11 protein-coding genes are annotated in these 13,241 nt (G+C 63.3%); 6 read left to right on the forward strand and 5 right to left on the reverse strand.

What is annotated here, in order from left to right:
• Positions 1–15 precede the first annotated feature (15 nt).
• The 4 genes from rplQ to QRM60_RS21285 all read left to right on the forward strand — a co-directional run bounded on the left by rplQ (position 16) and on the right by QRM60_RS21285 (position 4,170).
• A complete protein-coding gene (rplQ, locus tag QRM60_RS21270) occupies positions 16–399 on the forward strand; it encodes a 50S ribosomal protein L17 (protein ID WP_011036134.1) in 384 nt (127 codons plus the stop codon).
• 604 nt (positions 400–1,003) lie between these two features.
• A complete protein-coding gene (locus tag QRM60_RS21275) occupies positions 1,004–1,522 on the forward strand; it encodes a disulfide bond formation protein B (protein WP_014506823.1) in 519 nt (172 codons plus the stop codon).
• A 44-nt stretch (positions 1,523–1,566) separates the two neighbouring features.
• The gene (locus QRM60_RS21280) at positions 1,567–2,958 is read left to right on the forward strand and encodes a 3-deoxy-7-phosphoheptulonate synthase class II (protein ID WP_042596403.1); all 1,392 of its coding nucleotides are present in this window, start codon (positions 1,567–1,569) and stop codon (positions 2,956–2,958) included.
• A gap of 84 nt (positions 2,959–3,042) precedes the next feature.
• Positions 3,043–4,170: a mechanosensitive ion channel domain-containing protein gene (locus QRM60_RS21285; protein ID WP_115555499.1), complete on the forward strand. Its 1,128-nt coding sequence runs from the start codon at positions 3,043–3,045 to the stop codon at positions 4,168–4,170.
• 180 nt (positions 4,171–4,350) lie between these two features.
• On the opposite strand, the gene QRM60_RS21290 is transcribed toward QRM60_RS21285, so the two are convergent.
• The 3 genes from QRM60_RS21290 to typA all read right to left on the reverse strand — a co-directional run bounded on the left by QRM60_RS21290 (position 4,351) and on the right by typA (position 8,388).
• A complete protein-coding gene (locus tag QRM60_RS21290) occupies positions 4,351–5,979 on the reverse strand; it encodes an amidase (protein WP_285446985.1) in 1,629 nt (542 codons plus the stop codon).
• A gap of 90 nt (positions 5,980–6,069) precedes the next feature.
• Positions 6,070–6,489 carry a DUF2127 domain-containing protein gene (locus tag QRM60_RS21295; protein ID WP_029629030.1) on the reverse strand — a complete coding sequence of 140 codons (420 nt, stop codon included), beginning with the start codon at positions 6,487–6,489 and terminating at the stop codon, positions 6,070–6,072.
• 69 nt (positions 6,490–6,558) lie between these two features.
• On the reverse strand, positions 6,559–8,388 hold the full coding sequence (gene typA / locus QRM60_RS21300) for a translational GTPase TypA (RefSeq protein WP_011036140.1): 1,830 nt from the start codon (positions 8,386–8,388) through the stop codon (positions 6,559–6,561).
• Between the two features lie 243 nt (positions 8,389–8,631).
• Between typA and QRM60_RS21305 the strand changes: the two genes are divergently transcribed.
• Positions 8,632–9,126, forward strand: a complete 495-nt coding sequence (locus QRM60_RS21305; RefSeq protein ID WP_010368631.1) for a peptidylprolyl isomerase — start codon at positions 8,632–8,634, stop codon at positions 9,124–9,126.
• 116 nt (positions 9,127–9,242) lie between these two features.
• Positions 9,243–10,229 carry a malate dehydrogenase gene (locus tag QRM60_RS21310; RefSeq protein WP_011036142.1) on the forward strand — a complete coding sequence of 329 codons (987 nt, stop codon included), beginning with the start codon at positions 9,243–9,245 and terminating at the stop codon, positions 10,227–10,229.
• A gap of 138 nt (positions 10,230–10,367) precedes the next feature.
• Here the strand turns inward: QRM60_RS21310 and QRM60_RS21315 are convergent, their stop codons facing one another.
• Complete coding sequence (locus tag QRM60_RS21315; protein WP_115555502.1) at positions 10,368–10,982, reverse strand: glutathione binding-like protein; 615 nt, start codon at positions 10,980–10,982, stop codon at positions 10,368–10,370.
• Positions 10,983–11,043: 61 nt separating this feature from the next.
• Positions 11,044–11,505: a cell wall hydrolase gene (locus QRM60_RS21320; RefSeq protein WP_014506828.1), complete on the reverse strand. Its 462-nt coding sequence runs from the start codon at positions 11,503–11,505 to the stop codon at positions 11,044–11,046.
• Positions 11,506–13,241: the final 1,736 nt, after the last annotated feature.

Raw genomic sequence — 13,241 nt, forward strand, 5'->3', positions numbered from 1 at the left:
TAGGAAATCACACTCATGCGTCACCAGAAATCCGGTCGTAAGTTCAACCGCACCAGCGCGCACCGCGAAGCCATGTTCCGCAACATGGCAGCCTCGCTGTTCAAGCACGAGCTGATCAAGACCACCTTGCCGAAGGCCAAGGAACTGCGTCGTGTTGCCGAGCCGCTGATCACCATCGGCAAGGTCGATGGCGTTGCAAACCGTCGTCTGGCGTTTGCCCGCCTGCGCGACAAGGAAGCCGTGGGCAAGCTGTTCGTCGAGCTGGGCCCGCGTTACGCGACCCGTCCCGGCGGCTACCTGCGCATCCTGAAGGCTGGCTTCCGTGCCGGTGACAATGCACCGATGGCGTATGTGGAACTGGTCGACCGTCCAGTCGTCGCCGAGGAAGTGTCCGAGTAATCGGATCGTCTCGTCGCAAAGATTCTTGAAGGAGCCCGGCTGATGCCGGGCTTTTTCGTTGCGGACCAGCGGTGAGGTGTGTGCTGGCTTGCAGGCGCTGGGATGACAGTGTTGGCCGGTGCGCGGAAGGGGCGGCATCTGGACATCCGTAACGTCCACCGTGGAATGCGGCCATTGAAGAGCGCGCTGATGCCATCGCAGTAGCGATGCGGTCCTGGCCTGTTCACGCGCACCCAGCGCTGCTGCCCACACCACCGGCGCACTCCATCTGCTTGCCCCGGGTGCGGATCCGAAAGGATGTAAGCGGCGAGGGCCGATAACCTCATTTACGTCCGCTGCAGAGCTGTGTTCTGGTAGTGCCCCAGCGCCTGCATTAACGGGTTGACGCCCCCCGTCAGTAGCGATGCTGCCGCGCGTCGCCACCAGCGGTTCCTGCGCCAGGCTGCTCTGGTCGAAAGCGGCGCGCGGTTGCAGGCAATCAAGCGAAGCGGGTGTCAGTTACGCGCAGCATCGGCACGGATTGCCGCAGCGGCCCCGAGCATGCGTGGTCAGCAGGACGGGGATGGCAGATAATCCGCATCTTGGTCCTTGGCAAGCGGTAACGATGAATCCATTCCGTTGGGGTTTTCGGGCGCAATTCCTGTTGGGCTTTCTGGCCTGTGCCGGCTTGCTGGCCTATGCGATCTACGTGCAGCTGCATCTGGGCCTGGAACCTTGCCCGCTGTGCATTTTCCAGCGCATCGCGTTCGCCGCACTGGCCCTGCTGTTCCTGCTGGGCGCGTTACATGGCCCACGTGGGGCCGGTGGGCGCAAGGCGTATGGCGTGCTGGCCTTCATTGCTGCCGGCGTGGGCATGGGCATTGCGGCGCGGCATGTGTGGGTGCAGATCCGTCCCAAGGACATGATGTCCTCGTGTGGGCCGCCGCTGAGTTTTCTGAGCGAGACGATGGGCCCGTTCGAAGTGTTCCGCACGGTGCTGACCGGCACCGGTGACTGCGGCAATATCGACTGGCGCTTTCTGGGGCTGAGCATGCCGATGTGGAGCATGGTCTGGTTTGTCGGCCTGGCGCTGTGGGCCTTGTATGCGGGCTTCAAGCACCGCGGCCCGCGCAAGTTGTTCTGATGGGTCCGGCTGCGGCCGGCGTCTGCGATCTTCTGGAGTACACGATGTCCGCTTCTTCCCCCTCGACCGACCACCAGCCGGACGCTTGGTCGCCGCAAAGCTGGCGCCAGCGCACGGCGCTGCAGATGCCGACTTATCCGGACGCGGCGGCGCTTGAGCACACGCTCGATGAGCTGCGCCAATTGCCGCCGTTGGTGACGTCGTGGGAAATCTTCGCGCTCAAGCGCCAGCTGGCCGAAGCACAGGAGGGCAAGCGCTTCCTGCTGCAGGGCGGCGACTGCGCAGAGAACTTCAGCGATTGCGAATCGGGCACCATCTCCAATCGCCTGAAGGTGCTGCTGCAAATGAGTCTGGTGCTGGTGCATGGCTTGCGCCTGCCGGTGGTGCGGGTGGGCCGGTTTGCAGGCCAGTACGCCAAGCCGCGTTCGGCCGATACCGAGACGCGCGATGGCGTAACGCTGCCGAGCTACCGCGGTGATGTAATCAATGCGCCAGCCTTCACGGAGGCCGCGCGCGTGCCCGATCCGCGCCGCATGATCACCGCGCATTCGCGCTCGGCGATGACGATGAATTTCGTGCGGGCGCTGATCGATGGCGGCTTCGCTGACCTGCATCATCCCGAATACTGGAATCTGCAGTGGGTGGGTTATTCGCCGCTGGCGGCCGACTACCAGAAGATGGTGTCCTCGATCGGCGATGCGGTGCGCTTCATGGAGACGTTGTCGGGAGCGGAGGTCTACAACCTCAATCGCATCGACTTCTACACCTCGCACGAGGCCTTGCTACTGCCCTACGAAGAAGGTCTGACCCGGCAGGTGCCGCGCCAATGGGGTTGGTTCAACCTCAGTACGCATTACCCGTGGATAGGCATGCGCACCGCGGCGCTCGATGGCGCGCATGTGGAATATCTGCGCGGCGTGCGTAATCCGATCGCGATCAAGGTGGGCCCGTCGGTGCAGTCGGATCAGTTGCTGCGTTTGATGGATGTGCTCAATCCCGAAGATGAGCCAGGCCGCCTGAGCTTCATTCACCGCATGGGCGCCGCACAGATTGCCGAGAAATTGCCGCCGCTGCTGGACGCGGTCAAGCGCGACGGCCGGCGCGTGCTGTGGGTGTGCGATGCGATGCATGGCAATACCGAAAGCACCGGCAACGGCTACAAGACGCGGCGGTTCGACAACATCCGTAGCGAGGTGGAACTGTCGTTCGACCTGCATGCCGCCGCAGGCACGCGCTTGGGCGGGGTGCATCTGGAATTGACCGGCGAAGATGTCACCGAGTGCACCGGTGGCGCGCGTGAGCTGACCGAACGCGACCTCGAACGTGCCTACCGGTCCAGCGTGGATCCGCGCCTGAATTACGAGCAGTCGCTGGAGATCGCCATGGCGATCGTACGCAAGCAGCAACAGGTAGCCGCGCAGCCGCTGGGCGGCTAAATGCGCGTGCGCATGACGTGATGCTCATGCCGCTTGCGGCATGCTCCTGCAGCCATCCCTCTTTCCCCCCACAGGAGGAACGGTTTGACTGCCGATTGGAACGTCATTCGCGAATACGCCATCCCGCTAGGTGCTGCACTGCTGGCGGGGTTGGTGGCCTGGACATTGCTGCTGTGGCTGTTCCGCCGCATGCAGGGCCGCGACTATCGCCGCGCACGCATCATCCGCGTGATCACCTTGCCGGCGGCCTTCATCCTGCCGCTGCTGTTTCTCAGCGTTGCCACCGAAGCCACGCCGTTGTCGGAAAAGGCGCTGGCCGCTGTGCAGCACCTGCTGCACGTGGGCATCGTCGGCTGTGTGACCTGGCTGCTGGTGCGCGCGGTGGCTGCCGGCGAGGCGGCGATCCTGCGCAGCAACCCGATCGAGGTGGCCGATAACCTCACCGCCCGACGCATCCAGACGCAGACACGCGTGCTGAGCCGGGTGGTGATGGGTGCAGTGATCCTGCTCGGTATTTCGGTGGTCCTGCTTGGCTTTGAGCAGGTGCGCCAGATCGGCAAGACGTTATTGGCCTCGGCGGGCATCATCGGCCTGGTGGCCGGTATCGCCGCAAAGCCGGTGTTCGGCAACCTGATCGCCGGTTTGCAGATCGCGCTGACGCAGCCGATCCGCCTGGACGATGTGGTGATTGTGGAAGGCGAATGGGGGCGGATCGAGGAGATCGGCAGCTCCTATGTGGTGGTGCGCATCTGGGATGAGCGGCGCATGGTGGTGCCGCTGACCTGGTTCATCGAGAACCCGTTCCAGAACTGGACGCGTGCCAGCGCCGACCTGCTGGGTACCGCGTTCCTGTGGCTGGATTACCGCACGCCGATCGCCGCGGTACGCGCAGAGCTGGAGCGTATCTGCCACAGCGAACCGCTATGGGACGGGCGTGTCTGCGTCACCCAGATCACCGATACCAGCGACAACACCATCCAGGTGCGTCTGCTGGTGAGTGCGCGTAATTCCGGCGACGCGTTCGACCTGCGCTGCCTGGTGCGCGAGCGCATGATCGATTTCCTAACCCGCGAGCACGCCTACGCATTGCCCAGGATCCGTGCCGAAATTACCGGCGAAGAAAAGCCCGCGTCACGTGCGCCGCAGCCGATCGCGCCGGAAAGCGTGCGCTCGCCGGGAGCGGAAGACGGCGAGCCTGCAGCATCGATTTAGCGCTGGCTGCGAAGGCGCTTGGCCGCGGCGGTATGCGCTGGCGGCCAACCGGTTCGCGATGATGCGCACCGACACGGGTGCCAGTGCGCAGCTGTCCGGGCGGGAAGTAGCGCGACATCCTGGCGATGCTGTCGCATGACGTCGATGCCTGCATCGCTCCCACGCTGCCTTGCGGTGCGGTCAGTCGGCCGTCTTCGGTTGCGATGGGCCCGGTGTCGCCGCCGGCGGTGCGCTTGGCGCGTAGCCGGGCGCAAACCGCGCATGGCTGCGTTGTTCGTAGGCATAGCCCAGTTCGATCAGGCGCGGCTCGCTCCAGGCGGTCCCCATGAACAGCAGTCCGAGCGGCAAGCCCTGGGTTTGCCCCATCGGCACGCTCAGGCTGGGATATCCGGCCACGGCCGCGGCGCCGTAACCGGCACCGGGAAACGTGTCGCCCTTGCCGAGCGTGGTGACCCAGGTAGGGCCGGTGGTCGGGACGATCAGCGCGTCCAGGCGGTCGGCCTTCAGTGCGGCGTCGATGCCTTGTTCGCCGGCGAGCCGTCTGGCGCTGGCACGCGCGCTCAGATAAGCCGGGTCCTCCAGGCCCGGCGCAGCCTGGGCCTGCTCGAACAACTCCTGGCCGAAGTAGGGCATTTCGCGCTGCGCATTGGCGCGATTGAAGGCAACCAGCGCGTCCAGGTCTTTGACCGGCGCGGCGTGGCTGCGCAGATAGGCATTCAAGCCGGCCTTGAATTCAACCAACAGGACCGTCTGCTCAGCGGCATCCCACTGTCCATCGGTGGCCAGGCGGGTTTCGATCACCGTGGCACCTGCCGCTCGCAGGGTCTGTACGGCGCGATCCAATGCGGCGGCGATGGCGGGATCCTCGCGCAGTGGGTTGCGTAACAGCCCCAGGCGCGCGCCGCGCAGGCCATCGGGTTTGAGGTGGGCGAGATAGTTCGGTATGGACGATGGCGCAGTGTGCGTGGCCGGGTCTTGCGGATCGGGTGCGGCAATTGCCTGCAGTACCGCGGCCGCATCGGCAACGCTGCGCGTCATCGGCCCGGCGGTGTCCTGGCTGGCCGAGATGGGAATGATGCCGTCACGGCTGACCAGACCCACGGTGGGCTTGAGCCCGACCAGGCCATTGACTGCAGCCGGGCAGGTGATGCTGCCATCGGTCTCGGTGCCGATGCCTACCGTCGCCAGGCTGGCGGCAATCGCCGCGCCGGTGCCGGCGCTGGAGCCGCATGGGTTGCGGTCCAGCGCGTACGGATTACGAGTCAGCCCGCCGCGGCCGCTCCAGCCCGAACTGGATTGGGTAGAGCGAAAATTGGCCCATTCGCTGAGATTGGTCTTGCCCAGGATCACCGCGCCCGCCGCGCGCAGGCGCTGCACCAGGAACGCATCCTGTGTGGGACGGAAGCTGACCAACGCCAGCGAGCCGGCGCTGTTGACCATCGGCAGTGCGTCGATGTTGTCCTTGAGCAGCAGCGGGATGCCGTGCAGCGGGCCGCGCACCTGGCCGGCACGACGTTCGGCATCCAGCGCGGCGGCGTCGGCTTCGGCCTGCGGGTTCAGTTCGATCACTGCATTTAGGCGTGGTCCGCTGCGGTCGATGCTGGCGATGCGCTGCAGGTAGGCGTGCGTGAGTTGGGCGCTGCTGGACCGGCCAGCCTGCATGCGCGCCTGCAGGGTCGCAATATCGGCTTCGACCACCTCGACAGGCGCAGACGGCACCGCCGCGTCGGCGACAACGGGCTTGTCGGCAGCAACGGCGCAGCCGCTCAACGCGGCCAGGGAAAGCAGGGACAGGATGGGTGTGCGCATCGTCGGTTTCCCCAGGGATCAGCTTCGCAGGCTAGCGGCGCTGCGGCGGGGTGACAATGTGTCGAACGGGTAGGACAGTGAACGGTGGCGTCAGCGACGTCGGCGCCGCACCAGGTCGCGCGCCAGCACGCCGACCACGATCAGGTTGATCGCCAGCACGCCCCAGGCGGTCCAGCCGGGATGGCGGACGATGGCGTAGATATCGAATGGCAAATAGATGGCGGCAGACAGGCAGCCGAGCACGGAGGCCCAGGCCTTGGCACGCCACAGACCCCACGCTTCCACCACATGCAGCAGGCCGTAGGCCAGCATGGCGGCGGCGGCTAAATGTACCGCGTCGGGGTTGATGGTCTTGAGCAACGACGGCAGTGCGCCGTGGTCGGGGTCCAGACTGAAACGGCGAATCAGCGTGCTGACCGCATGTTGCAGCGGGAGCGGGCCCAGAATTTCCAGGCCCGTCGCCGCCAGGATCGCAAGCATGCCCTTGACCGCCTCGAGCAAGGCGATCAGGTGCAGCCCCGGATGCGCACGCGGATCCGGGCTGTAGGGCGTGTCGCTCACGACCGTAGGCCTAAACGATCAGCCCGAACGGCCGGCGCGCTTACGGTCGCTTTCGGTCAGGAACTTCTTGCGCAGGCGGATTTCCTTCGGGGTGACTTCCACCAGCTCGTCGTCCTCGATGAAGTCCAGGGCCTGTTCCAGCGTGTACTTGATCGCCGGGGTCAGCTTGATCGCGTCATCCTTGCCCGACGCGCGCATGTTGGTCAGCGGCTTGGTCTTGATCGCGTTGACGGTCAGATCGTTGTCCTTGGAGTGGATACCGATCAGCTGGCCTTCGTACACGTTGTCGCCTTCAGCGGCGAACAGACGGCCACGCTCTTCCAACGGCCCCAGCGCATAGGCCGGCGTTGCGCCCGGTGCGTTGGCAATCATCACGCCGTTCTGGCGCTTGGCGATGGCGCCCTGTTCCTTCGGGCCGTAATGGTCGAACACGTGGAACAGCAGGCCCGAGCCCTGGGTCAGGGTGCGGAACTCGTTCTGGAAGCCGATCAGGCCACGCGCCGGGATCATGTAATCCAGACGCACGCGGCCCTTGCCGTCAGGCTCCATGTTTTTCAGCTGGCCCTTGCGGGTGCCCAGCTTTTCCATCACGCCGCCCTGGTGCTGTTCTTCGATGTCCACCACCAGCTGTTCGATCGGCTCCATCTGCTTGCCGTCGATTTCCTTGATGATCACTTCCGGACGCGACACGGCCAGCTCGTAGCCTTCACGACGCATGTTTTCGATCAGCACCGACAGATGCAGTTCGCCACGGCCGGAGACCAGGAACTTGTCGGCGTCGGAGCCTTCTTCGACCTTCAGTGCAACGTTGTGCACCTTCTCGCGGTCCAGACGGTCGCGCAGCTGGCGGCTGGTCAGGAACTTGCCACCGGACAGGTCCTTGTTGCCGGCGAACGGCGAGTTGTTGACCTGGAAGGTCATCGAGATGGTCGGCTCGTCCACGGTCAGCGGCGGCAGGCCTTCCGGCGCGTCGAGCGCACAGACGGTGTCGGAAATGGTCAGCTCGGCCACGCCGGAGATGGCGACGATATCGCCGGCCTCGGCGGTGTCCTGCTCGATGCGCTCCAGGCCCAGGAAGCCCAGCACCTGCAGCACCTTGCCCTGACGCTTCTTGCCTTCACGGTCGATCACGCTGACCGGCATGTTCTTCTTCAGTACGCCGCGCTGGATGCGGCCGATGCCGATCACGCCGACGAAGTTGTTGTAGTCCAGCTGGCTGATGCGCATCTGGAACGGGCCGTCCGGATCGACGTCCGGTGCCGAGACGTGCTGCATGATCGCTTCGTACAGCGGGGTCATGTCGCCGTCGCGTACGTTGGAATCCAGGCTGGCGTAGCCGTTCAGTGCCGAGGTGTAGACGATCGGGAAGTCCAGCTGCTCGTCGGTTGCGCCGAGCTTGTCGAACAGGTCGAACACCTGGTCGATCACCCAGTCCGGGCGTGCGCCGGGACGGTCGATCTTGTTGACCACCACGATCGGCTTGAAGCCCATCGCAAAGGCCTTCTGGGTCACGAAGCGCGTCTGCGGCATCGGGCCGTCCATCGCGTCGACCAGGATCAGCACCGAGTCCACCATCGACAGCACGCGCTCGACTTCGCCACCGAAGTCGGCGTGTCCCGGGGTGTCGACGATGTTGATGCGGTTGCCGTTCCAGGTGATGGCCGTGTTCTTGGCCAGGATCGTGATGCCACGTTCCTTTTCCTGATCGTTGCTGTCCATCACGCGCTCAGCCAACACGGTGCGTTCGGACAGGGTGCCGGACTGCTTCAGCAGGCAGTCGACGAGAGTGGTCTTGCCATGGTCGACGTGCGCGACGATGGCGATGTTGCGGAGTTTTTCGATAGACATGCGGAAAGGGCCCCTGTCTGGCGCCAGTCTTGAGATGAGGTAAGCCCGACATTATAGCGGTTTCGTTGCCGTGCCGTTGCGGATTGGCGCAAGTCGATTCAGATCGCCCATTCAGGCAGCGTGATGGCGTCTCGATTGCCGACCCGGCGACGGCCTTGGACCATGGTCGTAACCGCGCGGTCGTCCACGCGCCCGGGTGTATCCTAATGGGCTGTTGATCACCCAGAACCTGCAAGGATTTCCATGTCCCTGATCGCCACTTTCGACACGTCCCGCGGCCCGATCGTTGTTGAGCTGTATCCGGAGAAGGCACCGCTGACCGTGGCCAACTTCGTCAATCTGGCCAAGCGCGGCTTCTACAACGGCCTGAGCTTCCACCGCGTCATCGCCGACTTCATGATCCAGGGCGGTTGCCCGGAAGGTTCCGGCCGCGGCGGCCCGGGCTATCGTTTCGAAGACGAGGCCAACAATGGCGTCGGCCACGAGCGCGGCGTGCTGTCCATGGCCAATGCCGGCCCCAACACTAATGGCAGCCAGTTCTTCATCACCCACACCGCCACCCCGTGGCTGGACGGCAAGCACACCGTGTTCGGCAAGGTCACCCAGGGCCTGGACGTGGTGGATAGCGTTGCCCAGGGCGACACCATCAACACGCTCACCATCGAAGGCGACACCGACGCCGTGCTGGCCGCCAAGGCCGACCGCGTTGCGGAGTGGAACAAGATCCTCGCCGCCTGATCTCACCCCGCCGAACGGCCGCCACGTGCGGCCGTTCGCTTGTCAAAGCGCCGCCAGGCTCCGTGCCACGCCAGCGCGCAACCCCCACCAACGCTTTTTAGCAGAGGAAACACCCCATGAAAGCACCCGTTCGTGTTGCTGTGACCGGCGCTGCCGGCCAGATCGGCTATGCCCTGCTGTTCCGCATTGCCTCCGGCGAAATGCTGGGCAAGGACCAGCCGGTGATCCTGCAGTTGCTGGAACTGTCCAACGAAAAGGCCCAGGCCGCGCTCAAGGGCGTGATGATGGAGCTGGAAGACTGCGCGTTCCCGCTGCTGGCCGGCATGGTCGGCACCGACGACGCCGAAGTGGCGTTCAAGGACATCGACGTCGCCCTGCTGGTCGGTGCGCGTCCGCGCGGCCCGGGCATGGAGCGCAAGGACCTGCTGCTGGAGAACGCCAAGATCTTCACCGCGCAGGGCGCTGCCCTGAACAAGGTCGCCAAGCGTGACGTCAAGGTGCTGGTGGTCGGTAATCCAGCCAACACCAATGCCTACATCGCGATGAAGTCGGCGCCGGATCTGAACCCGAAGAACTTCACCGCCATGCTGCGCCTGGACCACAACCGTGCGCTGAGCCAGCTCTCGCTCAAGCTCGGCAAGCCGGTCGGCGGGATCGAGAAGTTGGTGGTATGGGGCAACCACAGCCCGACCATGTATCCGGATTACCGTTTCGCCACCTCCGATGGCGCGTCCATCGGCGATGCGATCAACGACCAGGAATGGAACGCCGGCACCTTCATCCCGACCGTGGGCAAGCGCGGCGCGGCGATCATCGAAGCGCGCGGGCTGTCGTCGGCCGCATCGGCTGCCAATGCCGCCATCGATCACGTGCGTGACTGGGTACTGGGCAGCAACGGCAAGTGGGTCACCATGGGCGTGCCGTCCGACGGCTCCTACGGTATTCCGGAAGGCGTGATCTTCGGCTTCCCGGTGACAACCGAGAACGGCCAGTACACCCTGGTCAAGGATCTGCCGATCGACGACTTCAGCCAGAAGTACATCGACAAGACCCTGGCCGAGCTGGAAGAAGAGCGCAGCGGCGTGTCGCATCTGCTGGGCTGAGTGATCGCTGCAATGAGATAGAAAACGCCGGGCATTGCCCGGCGTTTTTTGTGGTCACTCATCTAGTGCACGGCGTTCTGCGTGCTGCCTTCGGTGCACGATCACGTGCGTTTGCCGCCCGCCCGCCGCACTGGGCGATCAGTTCAAGCCTTCGGCTTGCAGTGCGGCTTGTACGTCTGCATCTGCCAGCATGCGCTGGAAGAACGCATCGAGCGCGCTCAGGCCGGACAGGTCCACGCCGGCCTTGTGCGCCCAGCGCAAGGTGACGAACAGATAGGCATCGGCGCCGGTATGCGTGTCGCCGGCTAACCACTTGCGGCTTTGCAGATGCGCATCCACACGCGTGTAGAGCGTGCGCAGTTTTGTGCGCGCATCCTCGTGGGTGCGCTGGATCAGCGCGTCGTCCTGCAGATACGCCGTGCTGCCGAAGAGCGGCTTGAAGGTCGGATGCAGATCGGCGTTGACGAAGGCGATCCAGCGATTGATCTCGGCGCGGCTACGCGCGGTGCCGTCGCCACCCAGGCCGGTCAGCGGTGCGGTGTCGGCGATGTAGTTGAGGATCGCCGCATTCTGGGTCAGTGCCCATTGGTCGACCACCAGCAGCGGCACCGCGCCTGCCGGATTCAGGCGTAGATAGTCAGGCGACTTCATCGTGGCCGCGTCGACCACAGTGAGCTCGAACGGCAGGCCGGACCAGCGCAATACGATGTGATCTGCGAGCGAGCAGGCGCCCGGCTTTGTATACAGCTTCATGGAGAGTCCACACAGGAGCGAAGACGCAAGCTTAGCGGCATCGCGTGCTGCGTGGCGCGCGTCAGGACGCGGTGCGTGGCCGCAGTTTCTGCACGCGGTAGAACGTATGGTCACCGATGGTGGCCACCTGATACGCATTGCGCCAGCTCGGGCTGGCAATGGCGCTGGCAGCGAAGTGACTTGCGCCTGGCACGATCTCTTTGCGCTGGCCTACCGGTAGCGCCCAATTGCGTTCCGCAGCCAGCGCCACGTCCAACGCCTTGTTCCAGGCATCGTCGTTCTTCAGCTGGGTGCCGGGTGACACGATGGTCGGCGCGAATTGCTTGCGCGCGGTCACCACCTGACACATCGAATCGCCCCACAGACCACTGTCCAGGCGACGCAGTGCGACTTCCGCAACCGCCTGCTGACCACGCAGGGTCTGGTCACGTGCTTCCAGGTACACGGTGGTACTCAAACACAACGAATCTGCTGCAGGCTGCGGCAATAATTGCGACAGCCAAAGTATCCAGGCCAGTTTCATAGAACTCCTTGCTCCGTATGGGCCCATCCACAGGGTGTCCAATGCGAACACACCAGTGCGGGAGGCTTGGCGTCATGGGGAGGCGACCTGTCACGGGCCGCCCGGTCTCCGGCGAAAGGAAGAATCTGCCGAAGGTGCCCGCCGAATCAGGCGGGTCAAAAAGTTGGCGCAAGGTAGGCGCCGATCACACAATATTGGCTGAATGGGCGGGGTTGACGGCGGTAATTGCTTGCTGGATCAGCGATGTGGCGATGACCGTCTCTGCACTGCAACACGCAGTGCGCGTCGCATCGCTGTAGCGACGCGGTGCTGATACAAATAAGTTGCGCGCGTTGCACAGGCGTCTTTGTGAAATCACGCCGATGACGTGTGGGAATTCACGTTGGCTGCACATGTGGTTTGCTGTGAAGCTTGCGAGCTACGTAGTGACGTGATTTGCTGAGGTGCGCGGTAACGGCAACTGTGGCGCTGCGTGTGCGCTTTTGCGCGAGCTACCAGTAGATGCATGTTGATGTCGTCAGTAGCCTGCCTGTTCTCTAAAGGACGTTGTGCATCGAGATGTCTGCAAACGCGCTCAGCGATGTCCCCACCTTCAGTTGCCCGTACGTCATGCGGTGACGACTGCAGCAGAACGTCATCTCTTAGCTAGTCGGGCATGTGTGTTGCGCGTGCTCCCATCGTGTTCTCGTTATGCAGCGCGGTGCGCGTTGTTTGGTAGCAAGCAATTGATCGACTCATATCGATGGTCTGGCGTGGCGATGTTGAAGCCGCATGTTGTCGCTTTTAGCCTTGCTCTTTCTTTCGAAGGTAATGCACGTCGTGCATTTGTGCTGCGCGCGCAGCCGAATGTTTCCCTCGCGCAACCGCAGATTTCGTCAGTGTTGTTGGGTTGTGGCGAAGCATTGCCTAGCGGCTTCCCGCGGTAGGCTTGTGGCTGTGTCCAGCAAAGATTTATGCTCTGGAGTGCCTGGTGCGTGCAGCTCTTTGCAGCGTGTTCAATCGAGGCTTGATCAGGGTGCGGCGGCAAACGACGTCTTTTTCTGAATGCTGGTGCTTGCAAGTCGACACCGTTTTTTCGTCCTCGGTGACAAGCATCGGCCGCCGATCAGCCAACCAGCCGATCTCTCGACGCATCGAACCAGATTGCTGGCTCTGAATTCACGCGATGGGCACTGCGTTGAATGTCGACAACGGTTCTTGCTCATTGGCAGCCAATCAATGAGATGCCATGACACAGGTGAGAAGAAGCCGCACGCGGATCATTGCTCGAGGTGAGTCGTCTGTCCAAACTGTCAGCGTGTACATCGCAATCTGGTTCGGCAGGTTGCTCGCATTGCTCAGGCGAACTGCCCGCTTTGTAGTGTGCTCAAAAATGCAGCAGCCAAAGAGGCAGTGGTTCGCATCAACACCGTGTCGCTCGACGCAAAGAAGTCAGCTTCAAGTAGATGTAAGTGCGCTGCGCTGGGCGAAAGGTGCGGTCGCTGCACTCGTTACGGTTGGCGAGAAAAAATTCGAAGTAAAGATTTTTCCTCGTCATTGCGCAGCTGCGGCGATGGAAAAATCGTCATGTCACCACGCTGCACAGCGCAGCGATGAGAGAGCATGTGTTGCATGCCATGCAATCACTCCGAAGATCCAGCATGCACGTTCCGTTGATCGCTGCTGCAATGGATGCCGCTTGCTAAGAACCTGTTCACGATCTTCTGAGTAATAGTGCCAAGAAGGCCAAATGGATG

The sequence above is a fragment of the Xanthomonas sp. fls2-241-TYG-148 genome, from assembly GCF_030208815.1.
Classification (GTDB): Bacteria; Pseudomonadota; Gammaproteobacteria; order Xanthomonadales; family Xanthomonadaceae; genus Xanthomonas; species Xanthomonas campestris.